The 19,719-nt window shown below is 45.0% G+C and carries 17 protein-coding genes; 10 read left to right on the forward strand and 7 right to left on the reverse strand.

The window, feature by feature from the left end; translation table 11 throughout:
• Positions 1–483: 483 nt before the first annotated feature.
• Positions 484–1,224, forward strand: coding sequence for a LytR/AlgR family response regulator transcription factor (locus G6R27_RS03620; protein ID WP_213819724.1), 741 nt, complete (start codon positions 484–486; stop codon positions 1,222–1,224).
• A gap of 47 nt (positions 1,225–1,271) precedes the next feature.
• Here the strand turns inward: G6R27_RS03620 and gyrA are convergent, their stop codons facing one another.
• The 6 genes from gyrA to dnaA form a co-directional block, all read right to left on the reverse strand.
• On the reverse strand, positions 1,272–3,755 hold the full coding sequence (gene gyrA / locus G6R27_RS03625) for a DNA gyrase subunit A (RefSeq protein WP_213819725.1): 2,484 nt from the start codon (positions 3,753–3,755) through the stop codon (positions 1,272–1,274).
• A 25-nt stretch (positions 3,756–3,780) separates the two neighbouring features.
• Positions 3,781–5,781 carry a DNA topoisomerase (ATP-hydrolyzing) subunit B gene (gene gyrB, locus G6R27_RS03630; protein WP_420798189.1) on the reverse strand — a complete coding sequence of 667 codons (2,001 nt, stop codon included), beginning with the start codon at positions 5,779–5,781 and terminating at the stop codon, positions 3,781–3,783.
• 17 nt (positions 5,782–5,798) lie between these two features.
• On the reverse strand, positions 5,799–6,920 hold the full coding sequence (gene recF / locus G6R27_RS03635; protein ID WP_213819726.1) for a DNA replication/repair protein RecF: 1,122 nt from the start codon (positions 6,918–6,920) through the stop codon (positions 5,799–5,801).
• Positions 6,911–7,276: a S4 domain-containing protein YaaA gene (gene yaaA / locus G6R27_RS03640; RefSeq protein ID WP_213819727.1), complete on the reverse strand. Its 366-nt coding sequence runs from the start codon at positions 7,274–7,276 to the stop codon at positions 6,911–6,913. Before yaaA ends, recF begins: the two co-directional genes overlap by 10 nt.
• Before the next feature lie 181 nt (positions 7,277–7,457).
• On the reverse strand, positions 7,458–8,591 hold the full coding sequence (gene dnaN, locus G6R27_RS03645) for a DNA polymerase III subunit beta (RefSeq protein ID WP_213819728.1): 1,134 nt from the start codon (positions 8,589–8,591) through the stop codon (positions 7,458–7,460).
• 181 nt (positions 8,592–8,772) lie between these two features.
• Complete coding sequence (dnaA, locus tag G6R27_RS03650) at positions 8,773–10,164, reverse strand: chromosomal replication initiator protein DnaA (protein WP_213819729.1); 1,392 nt, start codon at positions 10,162–10,164, stop codon at positions 8,773–8,775.
• 494 nt (positions 10,165–10,658) lie between these two features.
• On the opposite strand from dnaA, the gene rpmH reads away from it, so the two are divergent.
• The 7 genes from rpmH (at position 10,659) to G6R27_RS03685 (ending at position 14,862) form a co-directional block, all read left to right on the forward strand.
• A complete protein-coding gene (gene rpmH / locus G6R27_RS03655) occupies positions 10,659–10,799 on the forward strand; it encodes a 50S ribosomal protein L34 (protein ID WP_213793221.1) in 141 nt (46 codons plus the stop codon).
• Positions 10,800–10,883: 84 nt separating this feature from the next.
• Entirely contained in the window at positions 10,884–11,243 is a 360-nt protein-coding gene (rnpA, locus tag G6R27_RS03660) for a ribonuclease P protein component (RefSeq protein WP_213819730.1), read from the forward strand.
• Positions 11,230–12,069: a membrane protein insertase YidC gene (locus tag G6R27_RS03665; protein WP_213819731.1), complete on the forward strand. Its 840-nt coding sequence runs from the start codon at positions 11,230–11,232 to the stop codon at positions 12,067–12,069. The genes rnpA and G6R27_RS03665 overlap by 14 nt, the downstream gene beginning before the upstream one ends.
• A gap of 45 nt (positions 12,070–12,114) precedes the next feature.
• Positions 12,115–13,038, forward strand: a complete 924-nt coding sequence (locus tag G6R27_RS03670) for a magnesium transporter CorA family protein (protein WP_213819732.1) — start codon at positions 12,115–12,117, stop codon at positions 13,036–13,038.
• Positions 13,039–13,162: 124 nt separating this feature from the next.
• The gene (locus G6R27_RS03675; protein WP_213819733.1) at positions 13,163–13,672 is read left to right on the forward strand and encodes an MscL family protein; all 510 of its coding nucleotides are present in this window, start codon (positions 13,163–13,165) and stop codon (positions 13,670–13,672) included.
• A gap of 5 nt (positions 13,673–13,677) precedes the next feature.
• Positions 13,678–13,848, forward strand: coding sequence for a hypothetical protein (locus tag G6R27_RS03680; RefSeq protein WP_213819734.1), 171 nt, complete (start codon positions 13,678–13,680; stop codon positions 13,846–13,848).
• Between the two features lie 72 nt (positions 13,849–13,920).
• Complete coding sequence (locus G6R27_RS03685) at positions 13,921–14,862, forward strand: alpha/beta hydrolase family protein (RefSeq protein WP_213819735.1); 942 nt, start codon at positions 13,921–13,923, stop codon at positions 14,860–14,862.
• A gap of 18 nt (positions 14,863–14,880) precedes the next feature.
• Here G6R27_RS03685 and G6R27_RS03690 read toward each other — a convergent pair whose 3' ends face one another.
• Positions 14,881–16,770 carry an FAD/NAD(P)-binding protein gene (locus tag G6R27_RS03690; protein ID WP_213819736.1) on the reverse strand — a complete coding sequence of 630 codons (1,890 nt, stop codon included), beginning with the start codon at positions 16,768–16,770 and terminating at the stop codon, positions 14,881–14,883.
• Positions 16,771–17,198: 428 nt separating this feature from the next.
• On the opposite strand from G6R27_RS03690, the gene tyrS reads away from it, so the two are divergent.
• Together tyrS and G6R27_RS03700 are read left to right on the forward strand one after the other, a co-directional pair.
• Positions 17,199–18,446, forward strand: coding sequence for a tyrosine--tRNA ligase (gene tyrS, locus G6R27_RS03695; RefSeq protein ID WP_213819737.1), 1,248 nt, complete (start codon positions 17,199–17,201; stop codon positions 18,444–18,446).
• Positions 18,447–18,787: 341 nt separating this feature from the next.
• Complete coding sequence (locus G6R27_RS03700) at positions 18,788–19,702, forward strand: ABC transporter ATP-binding protein (protein ID WP_213819738.1); 915 nt, start codon at positions 18,788–18,790, stop codon at positions 19,700–19,702.
• The last annotated feature ends 17 nt before the right edge of the window (positions 19,703–19,719 follow it).

Below are 19,719 nucleotides of genomic sequence, written 5' to 3' on the forward strand. Positions count from 1 at the left end.
GTTGCTATCTCTCGATAACGCCTATCCGTTTATTGTTTGTTACGAATTGACTTCGCAAATTTGTTAGATCTAGCTGTCATAGCTAAATCTCGTTACAGATTTGTTTGTTCAAAGTTTTGTTCAGTTTTCAATGTGCGTACCCGATTGGGCAACTCATTTATCATAGCAGCTTAACCTCTTTCGGTCAACTACTTTTTTGAGTTTTTTTATCGCGCCTCGCAAGTTGCCTTGCTTAGCGCCGCCCCTCGTAAGGAACAATAATTAGTATACGGTCTTTGTTGCTTCAGGTCAATGCTTTTTTTATCTTTTTTTCTACGACTTTTCGATTATTTTTTTAAAAACTAATTTTGTTATACTTTTTTCCTTATTTTATTTAATATTTTTAACAATGAAGCATCGGAATTAATTATTTTAAATAAAAAATCCCTTTTCGGTCTTTTTTTCGTATAATAAAGATAAAGATTTAAAGGAAAGGAGCACGCGATGGCTTGCTACATTTTAACCGATAACACTCGAGACCGACGTTATTTTAAGAGAGTTTTAGTGGATCCCTATTTTTACGAGACGCCATCTGCCATTATTCATGCACTTGGTCGTCTCAAAAAAGGACAGGTTGTCATTTTGGATTCGTCTATCCGAGGTTTTGAGTCGGCTGGCTTGCAAACCGCCCAACTGATTCGCCAGCACGATCCAGATGCCCAACTAATTATGATTTCCGATAATGCCACCATGGCAGCCCGCTGCTTCGAAGCACAGATTGGTTTGCTTGATTTCATTATTAAGAAAGAATTGAGTCCAAGCTTCTTCGATCGGTTGCTGCGCGCGATTGCCAAAGCTAACTTAAATTTGCGACGAATTTTTGAATTGCGTCCAATTCCGATTCGATTACCAGACGGGGCAACAACTCGGGTATTTGATCTCACCCGAATCGTTTATTTTACAACTGATAGTGGTAGCCACCATCTTTTTGTTCACGAAACAAACCATCTCACACGCATTCGGGCCAACCTTAGGGACTTGGAGTCCGTCCATAGCAACTTGTACCGGGTACATGCTTCTTATGTCATCAACATTGCTTTTTTGCATACCTACCAACCGCATGACCACGCTTTGACCATGGTGACTGGCCATCGCATCCCAGTTTCAAGAAATTACTCGGTTGCCTTAAGAAAAGCCTTGCGTTGGCCGTCGCCATATCGTGGTTTGCCGCAACCGATTTATTAAAAAAAAGTTGTTGGGACTCTTGTCCCAACAACTTTTTTATTTAATCCTTATTGTTCATCTGTCGTCTCATTAGCCGAATCAGCTTCAACTTCTTCTGTCATCGGTTCCAACTTTGTAAAGGTTGCGACCTTTGATTCTTCTTCCAGACGAATCAAGCGAACACCTTGTGTCGAACGACCAGTATTTGACACATCGTTGATAGCAAAACGGATCATGACACCCATGTTTGTCGTCACCATGATGTCTTCATCGCCATCGACGGTGACCATCCCAGCCAAAGGCCCGTTCTTTTCGGTAATGGTTGCTGTTTTAATTCCCTTACCGCCACGGCCCTTAACCGGGTATTCGCTAGCAGCCGTCTGCTTTCCATAACCCTTTTCCGTGATAACCAAAACGTTTTGATCATCCATCAAGATATCGGCACCAACGACTTCATCGCCTTCACGCAAATTGATTCCACGAACACCGGCAGCAGCACGACCCATCAAGCGAACCGCTTCTTCTGCAAAGGTGACGGAATAACCATTATGCGTAGCAATGATAATGTTTTGGTTTCCATCCGTTTCAAGTACCTTCAAGATTTCGTCATCTTCGCGAAGGGTCAACGCCTTCAAACCAGACGTCCGGATGTTGGCAAAGTCATGAACCTTGGTCCGCTTCACGACACCCTTGCGCGTAACAAAGAAGAGGTTATCATCACTTTCAGCCGGATTACCGTGAACCGTGAGCAAACTTTGGATCGCTTCGTCTTGGTCAAAGTTCAACAAGTTAATGACTGGGATTCCCTTGGCAGAGCGACCATACTCAGGGATTTCATACCCCTTCATGCGATACACCTTACCCTTATTGGTAAAGAAGAAGAGCGAATCGTGCGTTGACAGGTTAGCCAACTGCGCCACGAAGTCTTCGTCGTTCAAGTTCATTCCCTGGACACCACGACCACCACGGTTTTGAGCCTTGAATTCGGAGGCCGCCACTCGTTTGATGTAGCCATTGTGCGTCAAGGTCACGATGACGTCTTCTTCTTCGATCAAATCTTCATCTTCGATGCTTGTTACGTCACCGACCTGCAATTCAGTACGACGGTCATCACCAAAGCGGTTTTGGATCTCCAACAATTCGTCGTAAATCACTTGATCGATTCGTTCTTGGTGGGCCAAAATGTCTTTCAAGTCCGCGATCAAAGCAATCAACTTCTGGTATTCGTCTTCGATCTTGTCCCGTTCCAGTCCGGTCAAACGAACCAAACGCATGTCCAAGATGGCCTGGGACTGCTTGTCCGACAGGTCATAACCATCAATCAAACGCCCCTTCGCTTCGTCAGAAGTTTTAGATGACCGAATGATGTGAATGATTTCGTCAATGTGGTCTAAGGCAATCCGCAATCCCTCAAGGATGTGGGCGCGCGCTTCAGCCTTCTTCAAATCAAATTGAGTTCGACGACGAACAACCGAACGTTGGTGTTCCAAATAAGCTTCCAGGATTTCTTTCAAGGAAAGCGTCTTCGGTGCGCCATGGTCAATGGCCAGCATGTTGAATGAGAAACCGGTCTGCAAAAGCGTTTGCTTGTAGAGGTTGTTCAAAATAACGGATGCAGACGCATCACGCCGAACGTCGATTGAAACACGAAGGCCGTCACGATCGGATTCATCACGGATAGCCGTGATACCGTCGATCTTCTTGTCACGAACCAATTCAGAAATTCGTTCGATCAAGCGAGCCTTGTTAACTGCGTATGGCAGCTCGGTCACAATGATTTGTTCCTTGCCCGTCTTGGTCTGCTCAATGTCGACTTTAGCACGGACGGTAATTGTTCCACGACCCGTTTCGTAGGCCTTTCGAATACCGGCCTTTCCCATGACGATTCCACCAGTTGGGAAATCAGGTCCTGGGAGTGCTTCCATCAAATCAGCCGTCGTAGCGTCTGGATTGCCCATCAAAACGTGCAAAGCCGAGATGACTTCGCCCAAGTTGTGGGTAGGGATGTTAGTCGTCATTCCGACGGCAATTCCAGTTGCACCGTTGACCAAGAGGTTTGGAATACGAGCTGGCAAAACTTCCGGCTCACGTTCTTCGCCATCGTAGTTCGGTACGAAGTCAACCGTGTCCTTGTTCAGGTCACGGACCATTTCCATGGCGACCTTTGACAAACGGGCCTCGGTATAACGCATGGCGGCGGCAGAATCACCGTCGACCGATCCAAAGTTCCCGTGGCCATCGGCCAACATATAACGGTAAGAGAAGTCTTGGGCCATGCGGACCATCGACTCGTAGATGGCAGAATCACCGTGGGGGTGATACTTACCCATGACGTCACCGACGATACGGGCCGACTTCTTGTGTGGCTTGTCCGGTGTGTTTCCCTGTTCAATCATTGAATAGAGAATACGACGGTGAACGGGCTTCATTCCATCACGCACGTCTGGTAAAGCACGCGCCACAATAACCGACATCGCATAAGACAAAAACGATGTCTTCATTTGCGCGGCTAGGTGGGTGTTTTTAATACGACTATCTTGTTCTTCTGGCATTTCTTACTCCGAATCAAGCAGTTTCTTAAATATCAAGGTCTTCTACATAGACCGCATTGTCTTCGATGAATTGACGACGTGGTGGCACATCGCCTCCCATCAACATGTCAATCACGGAATCCGCTTCTTCCGCATCGGCCGGATCGACACGGAGCAAACGACGGTTAGCCGGATCCATGGTCGTGTCAGCCAATTGATCGTAATCCATTTCACCAAGCCCCTTGTAACGTTGAACCTTTGGTTTGGCGTTTGCTGGCAATTGTGCCAAATAATCCGCCAACTCCTCATCAGAATCCAAGTAGGTCATGTTTTTTGAGTTACCAAGCGAGACACCGTACAGCGGTGGCTGGGCGATGTAAATGTAACCGGCATCAACCATTGGCCGCATGTAACGGTAGAAAAGCGTCAACAACAACGTCCGGATGTGGGCGCCATCAACATCGGCATCGGTCATGATGATGATCTTGTGGTAGTTAGCCTTGGAAACATCAAAGTCCTTTCCAAAACCGGCCCCCAAGGCCGTGAAGAGGGAACGAATTTCTTCGTTAGCCAAAACGCGATCCAATGAGGCCTTTCCAACGTTTAAAATCTTTCCACGAATTGGCAAGATGGCCTGCGTCAAACGATTCCGGCCTTGCTTAGCAGAACCACCGGCCGAGTCACCCTCGACGATAAAGAGCTCAGAAATTTCTGGTTCCTTCGAAGTGTTGTCCGCCAGTTTACCTGGCAAATTGGAGATTTCCAATCCCGACTGCTTCCGGGTCATCTCGCGGGCGCGCTTAGCAGAAAGGCGGGCCTTTTGTGCCAAAGATCCCTTTTCAACGATTTGCTTTGCAACCGTTGGATTTTCCATCATAAACCGTGAAAAGGTGTCAGAGAACATGCGGTCAACGGCCTGACGAGCGTCGGAATTTCCTAACTTCGTCTTCGTCTGGCCCTCGAACTGTGGATCCGGGTGCTTGATCGAAACGATCGCCGTCATTCCTTCACGCACGTCTTCCCCAGTCAGTGAGTCGCCGTTTTCCTTGATCATGTTTTGCTTACGCGCGTAGTCGTTAATGACACGCGTCAAAGCTGTTTTGAATCCGGTTTCGTGGGTTCCACCTTCATAGGTGTTGATGTTGTTGGTAAAGGTCTTTAAGTTTTCTTTGACTTCAGTTGTATATTGCAAAGCAACTTCGACCACGATGCCGTTTTCTTCGCCTTCGACATAAACCGGTTGGTCAAAGAGCACTTGCTTGCCTTCGTCCAAGTAGGAAACGTATTCCTTGATTCCGCCTTCGAAGTGGAAGGTTTCAGACAAAGGTTCCTCTGGACGCTTGTCCGTGATGGAAATCTTCAAGCCCTTGTTCAAAAAGGCTAATTCGCGAACACGGGAAAGAAGGGTCTGGTAGTTATAAACCGTGGTTTCTTGGAAAATATCTGGATCTGGCTTGAAGTGAACGATCGTGCCACGTTCAATTGGCAAATCGCCCGTCTTCTTGGTCATCTTTGTCTTCACGCGACCCGTTTCAAAGTCCATGTAGTACATTTGACCGTCGCGAACAACGCGGACGTCCAAGGAAGAAGACAAGGCGTTCACAACAGAGGCACCAACACCGTGCAGACCACCGGACACCTTATAGCCACCACCGCCGAACTTTCCACCGGCGTGCAGAATGGTAAAGACCGTTTCCAAAGCGGGCTTACCCGTCTTGGTCTGGATATCAACCGGAATACCACGACCATCATCAGTGACCGTAATCGAGTTATCCTTTTCGATTGTCACCGTGATGTGGGAAGCAAAGCCAGCCAAGGCTTCATCGATACCGTTATCGACAATTTCCCAAACCAAGTGGTGCAGCCCCTGTGCCGTGGTGGTTCCGATATACATACCAGGACGCTTCCGAACGGCTTCCAATCCTTCCAGGACCTGGATCTGATCGGCATTATAGGCGTCAGCGTCGGTGGTCATCTTGCTAGCATTTTCGATGTCTTCAGGTGAAACTGAAACGTCATCCATTACCTTGTTTTCTTCTTCAGCCATGATTCTCCTTTTGCCTCCTAATGCTGTTCTTCCTGGATGGTTCCATCTTTGACCAAAAAGACTTTCGGCTCTTTGATCAACGACCGAGCGACCTCGGAAAGGGAGGGGGCGGTAATAAAGGTTTGTACCTTGTTTTCGATGGTCATCAAGAGATGGGTCTGCCGATTGGCATCCAACTCTGACAAGACATCATCGAGTAATAAGACCGGGTATTCGCCAGTTTCCTGGTGCATGAGGTCAATTTCGCCAAGCTTCAAAGCCAGGGCAGCGGTTCGCTGCTGGCCTTGTGAGCCGAAGTTAGAAACATCGACACCGTTCACCTCAATCACGAAATCATCCCGGTGTGGCCCGACCAGGGTCGTGCCCTGTTTCTTTTCGCGCTCCGCTTGCTTTTTAAAAGCGGCAGTCAAAGCTTCTTCGGCCGTTTTTTGGTCGGTCAGTTGACTCAAATCAACACCCGTTTTGTAGTGAAGGACCAATTCCTCTTGCTGATTGGCCACCGCTGCGTGAATTCGCGCAGCCGCCTGGCCTAATTCAGTTAGGAACCGTTTTTTTAACAGCATCAACTTAGCGCCCAGTTCAACGAGCTGATCCGTCAGTACGGTCAAAAAAACATCGTCTTTCTTTTGGCCAAAAGACCAAGCCTTCAAATAGGCGTTTCGATCCTTTAATACCCGTTTGTACTGCGCAGATAGCTGCAGATAGGTGCGATTCATTTGACCAAACTCGATGTCAATGAAGCGCCGCCGAACGGCCGGTGGTCCTTTAACCAAATCAAGATCCTCTGGAGCAAAGAGAATCACGTTTAACTGGCCAATATAGCCAGATAAGCGGGGTTGATCTAAATGGTTGACCCGAGCTTGCTTGCCTCTATTGGTCCAAGACAACGAAAGCGGCAGCTTACCAAAGCGGTTCTTTACCAGGCCTTCAATGCGCGCTTGGCTCTGCCCCCACTGAACCAGATCTTTATCGATCTTCGTTCGATGGGAACGGGCCAATGCTAAGGCGTAAATGCTTTCCAGCAAGTTCGTTTTTCCTTGCGCATTTTGTCCTAAAAAGACGTTAACTCCGGGTTGAAAATGAAGCGTCGCCGCTTCGTAATTACGAAAGTGATGCAGCTTTAAGTCTGTTAACTCCACGAAGAAGGTCCTGCCGGCTTCTTTTTCGAAGTCTTATTCTGCTCCAACTTCGAAGCGCCTGCCTTTTTTTTAGCGGGTTGTTGTGCTTGAAAACGCGCTAAGATGGCCTTCTGTTCGGCTCGTTCATCGGCTTCCTCTTTAGATTCAGCGTTGATCGAAAAGATGCGTCCAGCTGTTTCAATCTGATCACCCGGATACAGCTTTTTGCCTCGGCGGTTTTCTTCTTCGCCATTTAGAAGAACTTTTTCTGTTGCTAGATAGGCTTTCGCCTGTCCCCCAGAAGGAATAAGGTCTTCAATTTTCAACAATTGCTGAAGGGTGATGTAGTCAGTTGTAATTGCCAAACGCTCAGCCATAATCTTCCCCTAAATTCATACAGACTTACCCTATTATTATACCATACTTATCGCTATTTGCCCCTAAGAGCTCATTTTAGCTTTTTTTCTTTCAACCGGTCTCTTTCGCTTCATTTTGAAAAAATCGCTTCTTGCTTTTACAACAAAGAAAAAAGGCCTGAAAAGGCCTTTTTTAGAATCTTTAGAATGTACGAACGGGTGTCACCAACTGTAATTGCTTATTGTCTGTTTCACCTTCTGGAATGATGATGAACGGCCGCAAGTTAGTTGTAAACTTCAATTCAACGGTCTTGCCTTGCAACACCCGCAGGGCATCGCGCACATAATCTGGGTTGAATGAAATTTCTAAGTCGTCCCCAGAAATCTTATCAGCTTTCAAAGCTTCCTTCACTTGTCCGACTTCTTGGGAATTACCAGAGAGTTCGGCTTGTTGATCCTTAATTGTCAGTAGAACCACGTTATTTCGTGATTCGTGTGACAAAAGGGAAGCACGATCGATTGCCCCAGACAAAGCGCCAGCGTCAATTTCGATTTCGGTATTGGCTTCTGAAGGAATCAAGCGATCCGTTTCGGGATAGTTTCCTTCAAGTAAGCGAGAATAGAAGGTTGTGTTGCCAAAAGTGAAAACCGCTTGGTTTGAAGACAACTTTACTTCAACAACATTTTGGCCTTCTAATAACGACTGCAATTCGTTAAAGGCCTTGGCTGGAATGATGACCGAAGCATCCGCAACGTTTTCTGCTCCCACCAACGTAATGATGCGCTGTGACAAACGGTGTGAATCGGTCGTCACCGCTTTAATTTGGTTACCAGACAACGACAGGTGGATTCCTGTCAAGATCGGCCGACTTTCTTGTGTTGAAGCCGAAATTTTGGTTTGCGCAATCAATTCAATCAATTGGGCAGCCGATAGTTTCAAGGATTTCGATTCAGATAATTCCGGTAGCTTAGGGTAAGCCGAACTTGGTTGTCCATTAATCTTGAAAGAAGCCGAACCCGATGTGATCAATGCTTGGAGTCCTTCAATTGATAAGGTCATGTTGTCGGCTGGCAAGTGCTTGACGATATTGATGAAGAAAGTAGCGGGCAAAGTGATGCCACCCGTTGATTCAATGGTCAACTCGTTTGAGGTATCGTCAGCTGTCAACGTCATTTGAATTGAAATATCCGCATTGGAACCTGTCAAAACTAATTGTTCTTCTTGCAAATCCAATTTTAAATTCGTCAGAATTGGAATCGTCGTTTTTGATGAAATTGCTCGAGAAACATCGTTTAAAGCTTTGATAAAGGCTTGTCGATTAATCGTAAATTTCATAGCACATGGCCTCCTTTGTGGCAGGTGCGATTAGTAAATCAATAGAGTAATAAATAACTAGTAATAGTAATAAGGCCTGTGGGTTATGGGGATTAGGGCAGCAGGCCTGATAGCAATGGTTTTTGCCTGTGGAAAACACCGTGTAAAAGATGCGTGTAAATCGCCGACTTTTCCCCAGGCACTATTGCCCCGATCGGATGTCTTCAGCTAGTGCCTGAATCATTTCCTTCATTCGGGCTTCTTTTTCGACTTGTTCTTCGATCTTAGTAAATGCGTGAGAAATGGATGAGTGGTCTCGGTTTCCAAAAGCCTGTCCGATTTGTGGTAGCGACATGTCCGTCATCGTTCGTGTCAGATAAATCGCAACGTGTCGTGCCATAACCAGATCCGATTGGCGACGGCCAGATTTCATGTCGTCAACTGTCTGCATGTAGTAGGCGGCAACCACTTGTTGGATTCGGTCAACGGTGACCACTGTTTTTTTGTTTGCGTTGATTTCATCCAAAATTGTTTTGGCCGTTTCGATTGTGGCGGGCTTATTCATGAAGCGAATTTTGGCTTCAAACTTGTGAAAAGCACCTTCTAAAGTTCGTACGTTGTCGTCAACCGTTTCGCCAATTAACTGTAAGACATCGTTTGGAATATCTAAATCGTTTTGATCTTGCATGTTGCGCAAGATCGCCACACGGGTCTGGACATCTGGCTTTTGAATATCTGACGTAACTCCTTGTTCGAAGCGGGACTTCAAACGGTCTTGAAGATCTGGAATATCATTTGGATAACGATCCGAGGTCATCACAATTTGCTTATTGGCTTTGGTCAACGCATTGAAGGTATTGAAGAACTCTTCTTGGACTTGCGGTTTGCCGGCCCAGAATTGAATATCATCGACCAACAGCATGTCAAGTGAGCGATAGGTCTTTTTAAAGAGGGCGGTGGCGTTGGTATCGCCACCCTTACGAAGGGAATTGGTAAAGTCGTTTAGGAAATCTTCAGCGGTTGCATATTTAATGCGGGCATTTGGATTATCCTTGGCGTATTGATTACCAATCGCCTGCATCAAGTGGGTCTTTCCTAAGCCGACACCACCGTAAATGAGGTAGGGGTTGTAGACTTTACCCGGCCCTTCAGCAACGGCTTGCGCGATGGCCCGTGCATTTTCGTTACCAGAGCCAACCACGAATTTTTCGAAGGTGTAATCGGGGTCTAGGCCAGCGTCTTGGGAGAAGGGAATATGTTTTTCTGATTCACTTTCGCTCTGATTTGAAAGGGGGGACATTCCTTGATTTGGACTAGCGGTAATGCCTTCGTCTGTGGACCGAAATTCCGGTCGAATGAATTTACCAGTGATCTTGTTGGCATATTCGACAAATTTCATGGAAATTTCTGTATTCCATTGATTAATAATCTTGTCAGCATATTCCGAAGGAACTTTAAAAACGAAGCGGTTTTCTTCAAGTCCAACAGGTGAAAGAGGGTCCACGAAGGTCCCAAAGCTGATGGCGCCAAGGTCCTGGAAGAGGGAAAAGCTGATTTTATCCCATAATTCAGATGAGTTGAGGTTGTCAGACATGAAAATCTCCAGTAAATAAGAATGAAAAGGATTGTTCTTTACAAAAAACAGTATAGCAAAAAAAAAAGAAGGAGCCTAGTTTTCCACAGAAATGCAAGAAAAAGTTAATTAATCCCCAGAGGAGGAAAATGGAAAGACGGATTGGGCAAAACAGAGGGAACAAACTTTCGGTTTTCCCCATATCCAAAGACTTATCCCCAGAAAGAAGCTTGTTATGATCAGTTTCCGGATAACTATCAACGTTTTCCACAGTTTGGAAGTCACAACTTGTGGAAAAGTGGAAAAGACGTGGATAAGCACTGGATAACCTCACGATCAAGCAGACTTTTGCAAGGGGGTTGGAAAGGATTTGGATAAGTCCGTGGAAAAGTTTTTACTATTATATAGTCGATTTTTGTGTGAACTTCTGGTTCTGCTTGTCAGACCGGGGTATCCATGGTATGATTAATCTCGAATTGCGAAGAAATTTGCAGACAAATAGTTAATGGAGGTAAATCCTAATGAAGCGTACATTCCAACCAAAGAAGCGTCATCGCGCACGCGTACACGGTTTCCGTAAGCGTATGTTAACGAGCAACGGTCGTAAGGTTTTGGCTCGCCGCCGCGCGAAGGGCCGCAAGGTATTATCTGCCTAAACAGGTCGCTGCTTGCAGTGGCCTTTTTATTTTCATTGATTCATGCAGGATAACCTGCGTACATAAGAGTTTAGGTGGAAACTAATGCGTAAGTCATTTCGGATTAAAAAGCCAGAGGAGTTCCAGCAAGTCTTTGACCATCATCATTCGGTGGCCAATAAGTACTTTGTGGTCTACCGGCTAAAAAAAGAAGGTCAAAAGCATTTTCGCTTAGGTCTTTCGGTTGGAAAGAAGGTCGGAAAAGCGCATGACCGGGTGCATGTCAAACGTCGGATTCGCCAGACAATGTTGGAGTTGAAGCCGATTTTGGACCAAAAAAGCGATATACTAGTCATTGCAAGGCCAAATATTGCTGGGGCCTCACAGGCATTTATCAAAAAACAGCTCACCCATGTTTTGGGATTAGCAAAACTATTAAAGGATGAACAACATGGCAAAAATTAATAAATGGATTAAAACGATTGGTTGGTTGCCGCTTTTCTTAGCAGCGATTGCGATTGTCGGGATCATCGGTGCCGATCTTTCATACAGTGGACATGTTCCGGGATCCGGTATTTGGGGCGGCTTTGTGGCCTTCTTTATTCGCTCGATTTTGGGGGTGTCTTCTTGGTTCTCATCTTCTTACGGTCTTGGAATCGTGATCTTTACGATTTTCATCCGTTTCATGATCCTTCCTTTGATGGTCTATCAAATGGATTCAATGAAGAAGATGCAGCGTTTGCAACCAGAATTGAAGGTCTTGCAAGAAAAGTACGCGGGTCGTGACACCGAAACGCGGACGCTTTTGGCACAAGAACAGCAAGCCTTATATAAGGAACACGGGGTGTCGCCATTTGCCTCGATGTTGCCTTTGCTTGTCCAGATGCCTGTTTTGATCGCGTTATACCAAGGAATTCATAATTCTTCGGTTCTTCGTTCTGGCTCATTTCTTTGGTTGAACCTTGGAAACCAAGATCCATACTTTGTTTTGCCTGTTTTGGCAGCACTTTTTACTTTTGGTTCTTCTTGGCTTTCGACGCAGGCCAACCCGCAACAGAACACGATGACGAAGGTGTTGCCATTCATCTTCCCATTCATCATTTTCTTTACTTCATTGGCTGTGCCTTCCGCTGTTTCCCTTTACTGGGCAGTCGGTAACCTTTTCCAAATGGTGCAGACTTTCTTCTTGCAAAATCCTTTCAAACTAAAGAAGGAGCGTGAAGAAGCCCGCGCTAAGGAAAAGGCGATGGCGCGTAAGATGCGTAAGGCCACGCGTTCAAAGAAGCACTAATCGGAAGTGGCCATTTTCTTGATATTTTAAAAAGGGTGGGGCACCATGATTGAAATGTTAAAAGAAAATTCAAATTTTCGTTGGTACCATGTCACCAATATGACGGAAGACGACCGTGCCTTGTTAGTTCACAAGCACGGGTTGACGGAGCAGATGTTGGGTTATGCCACGGATAACAATGAGTCGGTCCGGATGGAATTTGATCCTGAGGCAGATGAAGCACTCATTATTTTGGATATCATTTCGGCTGAACCGGAGCCGGTGTTGACTCGTCCGATCGGTATTGTGCTTGTTCATGGTGATCTTTTTACGTTTGCACACCGGCCAACGGATTATATGAAAAAGGAACTGTTGAACGGTAAGGTTAGCGGGCACCAACTTGCAAATAAAGAATTGTCTGTTTTTGAATTTTTGATTTCAGGAATTTATCCGCTGATGACCATGTATGGGGAAGAAATCACCGAGATTAATCGGCAACGTCGTGCGATTCAGGCGCAGTTTGGGAATCGGAAACAGTTAACCAAACAGACAAATGATTTGTTGCATCTTCAGATACAAATGATTTATCTGCAAAATTCGTTAGCCAATAATTTGATCATGTTGGACCAAATTCGTCGGTCATATGAAAAGCATGTGACGGATGACGATTTGGATTTGCTAGATGCCGTTCGTGTCGAAGTGGAACAGGCTCGCGATATGGCTGGCCTAGCTATGGAAGTGATTAACGCGGTGACCAAAGCGACTGGGACACTTGGTAATCGTGACCTAAACTGGACGATGAAGGTGCTGACCGTTTATTCCATTGTCTTTACCATTCCAACGGTGGTGTCCGGCTTTTATGGCGAAAACGTTGATTATTTGCCTTTTGCCAACCATGCTTCCGGTTGGTGGGTCACCATCGTCATTATGATTTTGTTGATGATTGCGGCCACTTATGCTTTCTATCGCTATGGTTTTTTAAAAAAATAAAAGCGAGAAGACCTTTCGAGTTGAAAGGTTTTTTTATTTGTAAGAAAGCCTTGCTGGGCTTTTTTCAAAGTAAAATCTGACGTATAATAGTAATGAACGTAATCTTAAACCTACTGGAGAAAATATGTTATTTAAATCCCGGCAAGCAGAAGAATTAAAACAGCAACGTGCACGATTGGTCAAGAAATCTTCGGAGGGCATGATTGCTTTTCGTCGGTTTCTCTTCGCGCCCAACTTACTGACGTTCGTGATTTCTGTTGTGGTTGGTAATGCCTTCGGTTCAACAGTAAGAGAGTTAGTTAGCACACTTTTTCATTTCTTTTCCGCCATTTGGCGCTGGTTAATTCAGGCCAATCATCCGATTCGTTTTGATAGTACTTGGACGGCGCTCTCTGCTTTTTTGACTTCGGCTTTAACCTTGCTAGCCATTGCTTTAGCGGTCTTTTATTTCATCCAATTTATCAATAATTGGTTGATTGGGACAGAAGATGAAAAGTGGGGCTATGATGAACCCCACCAGGATTCGCTAAACGAGCAAGCGCTGCAGCGAGAGAATAATAAGCTCGTCGAGAAGAACATTGCGTTACAAGAAGAAATCATCCAACTATTGAAAAATAAATCAGAAGGGAAGTAGTTAACATGAAAATTACGACAGTCTACACGGCAATCGCCGCTCTAGTTTTACTCTTTATCTCAGTTTCCTCGTGGGTATTTGGCGCAGTGGATGTGGCCTTGGTTACCTCTAATTTGACAACAGTGATGTTACTCATTGTTTACTTGTGGAATAACCGCAACAATCGAAAAGATTAAGGTATCCTTAAGAAGGTTACCGAAAAGTAAAGCTAGGCCTCTGGTTTAGCTTTTTCTTTAGGAATGTTTCACGTGAAACAATTCCCGTCGGATGTTTCACGTGAAACAGAAAGGGTGAAGATGTTATTTAAAGACCAAAAAATCAGTTTTTCTGACGTCGTTGTCCCAGATTCAGTTGGAAGGGTTAGTTTAGATCAAACTTATGGACCAAAAGACTGGCAACGCTACGATGTTTATTTGCCAATCAAAAATAAAGAGAAATGTCCGGTTGTGCTCGACTTGCAAGGTGGGGGACTGGTGCGGGGGCGCAAATCGTCTGAGAAGTTAGCCCCTAACCTGAAATTAACGGCTGCTGGTCTTGCTGTTGTTTCGATGAATTACGCACTGATTTCCGATCGAGATTACGCTTTTCCAAAGCAGGTTGCGGAAGTACGAGCTGTTCTCGGTCAGTTGAAAAAACGATCTGATGAGTTTGGAATTGATGAAAATAAAATCTACTTAGCAGGAGAATCTTCTGGGGCCCAATTAGCCTTATTGACTGTTGGTTCAATTAGTGCAGGAGTAAAAGTGGGGCATGAATTTGGATTAAAAGATGAGCTTGAAGCGATGCCGAAAATCAAAAAGGTACTGGCTGCATATGGCCCTTATGAATTTGATGTATTCAAGGAACAATTTGCTGAACTTGGTGTACAACCAAAATATAGCGAATCTGGATCGAAAAATTCTTTCGAAGGGTTAGCGCTTGCGGGTCATCAGGTCAACGAAAATCCGATCGCAGTGAGCCAAGGAAATCCGGCAAATTATTTCACTCCGGCGATGCCCGACCTATTTGCAATGGCCGGTTCAGCTGATCAAGTGGTACCGGAATTGCAAAGCATGGAGATGGTTGACCGGTATGAAAAACTAACGGGTAAAAAAGCGCTAACCTACTGGTTAGACGGCGCTCACCATGGAATCAAAGACTTTGATACAAAACAGGTTTATCAAATGAAGTGTGCTTTTTTTAAAGCATGAAAAAAAGGACTGATTGAATCAGTCCTTTTTTGTTCGTAATTTTGAAGTGCCGGACCGTCGTTTTAAGAGGCCGTCCACCACGCGCTTGGATTCTTGAAAGATCAAAGTGTTCACGTATGGCCTTGGAATGACCGTATTGAACCAACGGGTTCCCTCAAGCGGAATACCCGACACGAAGAAACCGTTAACTGGTCGGTTCATCTTGTCGATTACCGTTAAAGTATTGAGATCGACTTTGATGGAATGACTAAGCAAAGGTCGACCACTCGCTGTTTTTAACCGGTCATTTGACCGTAACAATCCTTGTTTGACCAGGGATTGGATGAGCGGTGACCGAGAAATTCTGAAGTCAATGGTAGAAAGTCGCGCTTCCACCAAGACATTACCAGTAAAGTGGTGTCCTAAATGGTCGCTTGCAAGGAAATCTTTTCCGTCTGTTTGGGTTGTAAAACCAGGCCCAGCAATTTTTAGCACACCAGCCTCTAGTAAGGCCAGCAATTGTCGCATTCGAACAAGGGGAGGACCGGCCGAAAGTTGGTTATCAAACTGTCGGAAAGTGGTCAGCATCTTCTGATAGCCATCAGCATCGAAATAATTTTCATTGTAAAGTTTACGAACGGTTTCGCGCATATCGCGTAAGAGGTCGTAAGAACCGGTTAAGGGTGACCAATCATTTCCAACTTCGGCCGAGTGAATATCTGCATTGATGTGTTCTTCTAGCTGTTGGTCAAAATTTTCGGTATCCTGCCATTTTAACGCAGGATAAACCAGTTCCTGCCAGTCAATATCCGTGTCCAAATGAAGGCCAAACTTATCATTGATGTTAGGCCAATTATCGGGATCTTCCAAGGCTTGGATAATCTCCGGTTTTTTTGATGGATCGGGAAGGACTGCCTGTTGAACTTGATTGAATAGGAACTTAAAAGTTAATTCTTCCTTTAAGAGATTCATGAAGCTGTCGAAAGGCACTTTTCCAGAGTGTTCTTCTGCTATGAACTTCAATTTTGGAAGTGTAAAGAAGCGTGGTTGGTAAAGCTGTGACGCTTCTTTTTGATTGATCCCCTTGGAACGAGGGGGAAGTCCGTTAAAAGAACCGGCTACGATGGTTGGCTCGTGTCCGGAACGACGGTAAGATAAAGACCCATCTTGGTTGGTAATAAAAGTGCCACCTTTACCAGCCGTTAGTGAAAGTAAAACATCAAAGAAGGAAAGACCTAATCCCTCGATTAAAACATGATCGTGCTCATCTAAATGCGAAAAATCATTTTCAGCAGGATGAGAAGCAGGGTAATAGGTGTAGCCTGCTTTTTTACCGACTTGTGCAAGCCCAGATTGCTTGTCGTTTAACTGGTTATCGACATGGCCAGGAGCCAAAACAACACGGTCGTATTTTCCTTCAAACCCGTTTTTACCATGGATGGTAAAGCGGCGAGGGTTCTTTTCCATCCCGACAATTTCTGTTTGGTGGAAGTTGATCGTCATGTTATCTGGTCGTGCCGCTTTGATGGTTTCATAATACCAATTAGCATACACGCCAAAAAGACCACGCGATGCAAACGTGTTAGAAGAAACTAAAGCTAAGACTTCGTTTCGGTAGGCTGAATTGTATTCTGGATGGTCATTTAAGTAATCGAAGGCATCCGTTTGGGCCCAAGTTAAGAGGTTGGGGCGACTGATGGGAACATCGTGATCGAAAAGCTCATAATCGTCAAAAAGTGTCACTTGATTGGCAAAGGAGTTCATCAAAAACGTGTGGTTATTTTTTAAAAAGGGATTCCAAACTCGACCCCCAATGGGGGCGGGATCGAAAAGATCGACTTCATAATGCACCTTGGTGTTAATTGTAAAAATTAACCGGCCAAGAATTGCTAAGTTACGTGGTCCTGCACCAATCAATGCGATTTTCATCGAACGTTTGCTCCTGTTATTTCAAACAAAAAAGCTAACAAAGGAAGTTTGCGTAGCAAACTACGGGCAATGCCAGGATAATTTGCGAAGTAAAAACTATCTACTACTTCATATTTTAATTCCGCTTTGAAAGTATGTCAAAAATTACAGAGCCCGCAAAATGGAACAGAATGCGCACCGTCAGCCAGTTATGCTATAATATAGACATCATTTGTTGCAGAGAGAAGGGGCACTGGTTTTAAGAGAACTGACGGTTGGTGAAAGTCAGTCTACCCCCTTCAGGTACACAACAGAATCGTAAATGACGTGAGTGCCGCGTTAAGGCTATGTAAGCGACCCCAAAGGGGTAATTTAGGTGGTACCGCGGTTTAGTCGCCCTAATCAGAAGAGGATTAGGGCGACTTTTTTAGTAGACAAAAGGAGTAGGCATGAATTTTATTGAAGATTTGAAATGGCGTGGTGCATTGAACCAGGTCACAGACGAAGAAGGCTTGTTAAAAACTATGGCTGAAGGGCAAATCGGCGCCTACGTCGGGACCGATCCAACTGCTGATTCCCTGCACCTTGGCCACTTGATTCCTTTCATGGTGTTGAAGCGTTTCCAAAATGCTGGTGGAAAGGCCGTGATTATTGTTGGAGGGGCAACTGGTTCAATTGGCGACCCTCGCCCAACCACTGAACGTAAGCTACTTTCAGAAGAACAACTAAAGCGAAATGAACAGGGCATCGCTGCACAGGTGACCAAGCTTTTTGGGCAAAATGGAACGAAGATCGTCAACAATGCTGATTGGCTGAACACGATGACACTGCCAACTTTCTTACGAGAGTACGGAAAGCTTTTTTCAATTAACGTCATGCTGAAAAAAGATGTTGTCGCTTCCCGTTTGGAAACGGGAATTTCTTATACGGAATTTACTTACCAAATTCTTCAAGCTATTGATTTCTTACACCTTTACCAAGAAGAAAACGTTCGCCTTGAAATTGGCGGATCCGATCAGTGGGGAAACATTACGGCTGGTGTCGACCTGATTCACACGATTGAAGGGCCAGAGGCTGCTGCCTTTGGCTTGACGATTCCCTTAATGACCGACTCAACCGGTAAGAAATTTGGAAAATCAGAAGGCAATGCCATTTGGTTAAACGCTGACAAAACATCACCCTATACCTTCTACCAGTTCTGGTATAACCAGGCGGATGCCGATGTCGTTAAATACTTGAAGTACTTTACCTTCTTGTCAAAAGAAGAAATCGAAGCGCTTGAAAAAGAAGTCCAAGAGAACCCAGGTGCCCGTCTCGGACAAAAGCGTTTGGCAGAAGAAGTGACCGCTTTTGTTCACGGAGAAAAAGCAGTTGAAGAAGCTGAAGCACTGTCAAAGGCCTTGTTCTCTGGGGACGTTGCTGAATTAACGGTTCAACAAATCAAGGATGTGTTCTCAGGTGTACCTGGTTTTGAAACAGCGAAAAAGAAGCAAAACATCGTCGACTTCTTGGTGGCTGCTGAAATCGAAAAGTCCAAACGTCAAGCTCGCGAAGACGTGACGAATGGCGCTATCCGCATCAATGGCGAAAAGGTGACGGATGTTGAAACAGAAATCGATCCTTCTTCCGCCTATGAAGGACAGTACGTCTTAGTCCGGCGCGGTAAGAAAAAGTACTTCTTGGGCACGGTTAAATAAGCATTGATCAAAGTTTGAAAATAAATTAGGAAAAAATATTCTACTTTAACGTGGATTTAATCTGGGAAACGCATAATAAAACCATGATATAGAAATATATCAAAAAACCAGGCATCTAGTTTACTATAAATACTTCTCTCTAAACCTAATTTATACCTTCTCTCCCATAACTAGGTGCCTGTATTTTGAATGCCCTCCGTAAGGAGGGCTTTTTTTTATAGAAACATTAAGATGCGACACGATGCTGAATGTGTCTGACCGCTTTGTTATAATGAGGAAGAATCACAAGAAAACACAAATAAAATAAGCCCTTCTATAAGGGAATAAAGGAGACTGTGCATATGTCATTATTAGAACTACGCCACGTATCCAAACGCTTTGGCTCCTACAAAGCGTTGGACGACGTGTCATTTTCAGTCGAACCAGGCCGAATTGTTGGGTTAATCGGCCCAAACGGTGCTGGAAAATCAACGGCCATGCGCGCCATGACGGGTTTGATGCGTTTTGATGAAGGCGAGATTGTTTTCGATGGGCAACCCGTTCAATTTTCTAAAACTCGGGCCCTGGCTAAGATGGGAAACTTGATCGAATACCCTTCGATCTATCCTAACTTCACGGCGCGCGACCACATGAAGTATTATGCCATGGACAGCAAAGATCCAGAAGACATCGATGAATTGATGGCGTTGACTGGGATTGATGGGGACAACTTTGGTAAGCGTAAGGCCAAGCACTTTTCATTAGGAATGAAGCAGCGTCTGGGCATTGCGATTGCCTTAGTTCGAAAGCCTAAGTTGGTGATCCTAGATGAACCAATGAACGGCTTGGATCCACAATCCGTTCGCGAGATTCGTGAATTGATCCAGCAATTGTCTGAAAAGGGCATCGCCTTTGTTGTTTCTTCGCACATTCTAGACGAACTGCAGCGCTTGGCAGATGATGTGGTCATTATCAACAAGGGACAAATCATTCGTCAAACGACAATGGCTGACTTTTTGTCTGAAAACAAGGCGCAGGTCAAGGTCAAGACTTCGGATAATGAAGCGATGCTCGAAGCAGCTAAAGCTGCCGGTTGGCAGGCCAAGCTGGGCGAAGACAAGGACGTGATGATCACTGTCGAAGAAGGTGTCAACGCCCAAGCCGTTTTGCGAAAGGCGACTGCCGAAAAGATTGACGTGCAAGATATCCAAACGGGAACGGCTAATTTGGAAGAGCACTTGATGGAAGTGTTGTCTGACAAAGAAAAGAAAGCCTAAGCCAGTTTAAAAAGGAG

The organism is Fructobacillus papyriferae (assembly GCF_018437225.1).
Taxonomy (GTDB): Bacteria; Bacillota; Bacilli; order Lactobacillales; family Lactobacillaceae; genus Fructobacillus; species Fructobacillus papyriferae.

What these genes read in the sequence shown, in the direction of transcription:
- G6R27_RS03620 (WP_213819724.1), top strand. Translation starts at nt 484, where the DNA reads ATGGCTTGCTACATTTTAACCGATAACACTCGAGACCGACGTTATTTT.
- gyrA (WP_213819725.1), bottom strand. Translation starts at nt 3,755, where the DNA reads ATGCCAGAAGAACAAGATAGTCGTATTAAAAACACCCACCTAGCCGCG.
- gyrB (WP_420798189.1), bottom strand. Translation starts at nt 5,781, where the DNA reads ATGGCTGAAGAAGAAAACAAGGTAATGGATGACGTTTCAGTTTCACCT.
- yaaA (WP_213819727.1), bottom strand. Translation starts at nt 7,276, where the DNA reads ATGGCTGAGCGTTTGGCAATTACAACTGACTACATCACCCTTCAGCAA.
- dnaN (WP_213819728.1), bottom strand. Translation starts at nt 8,591, where the DNA reads ATGAAATTTACGATTAATCGACAAGCCTTTATCAAAGCTTTAAACGAT.
- dnaA (WP_213819729.1), bottom strand. Translation starts at nt 10,164, where the DNA reads ATGTCTGACAACCTCAACTCATCTGAATTATGGGATAAAATCAGCTTT.
- rnpA (WP_213819730.1), top strand. Translation starts at nt 10,884, where the DNA reads ATGCGTAAGTCATTTCGGATTAAAAAGCCAGAGGAGTTCCAGCAAGTC.
- G6R27_RS03665 (WP_213819731.1), top strand. Translation starts at nt 11,230, where the DNA reads ATGGCAAAAATTAATAAATGGATTAAAACGATTGGTTGGTTGCCGCTT.
- G6R27_RS03670 (WP_213819732.1), top strand. Translation starts at nt 12,115, where the DNA reads ATGATTGAAATGTTAAAAGAAAATTCAAATTTTCGTTGGTACCATGTC.
- G6R27_RS03675 (WP_213819733.1), top strand. Translation starts at nt 13,163, where the DNA reads ATGTTATTTAAATCCCGGCAAGCAGAAGAATTAAAACAGCAACGTGCA.
- G6R27_RS03680 (WP_213819734.1), top strand. Translation starts at nt 13,678, where the DNA reads ATGAAAATTACGACAGTCTACACGGCAATCGCCGCTCTAGTTTTACTC.
- G6R27_RS03690 (WP_213819736.1), bottom strand. Translation starts at nt 16,770, where the DNA reads ATGAAAATCGCATTGATTGGTGCAGGACCACGTAACTTAGCAATTCTT.
- tyrS (WP_213819737.1), top strand. Translation starts at nt 17,199, where the DNA reads ATGAATTTTATTGAAGATTTGAAATGGCGTGGTGCATTGAACCAGGTC.
- G6R27_RS03700 (WP_213819738.1), top strand. Translation starts at nt 18,788, where the DNA reads ATGTCATTATTAGAACTACGCCACGTATCCAAACGCTTTGGCTCCTAC.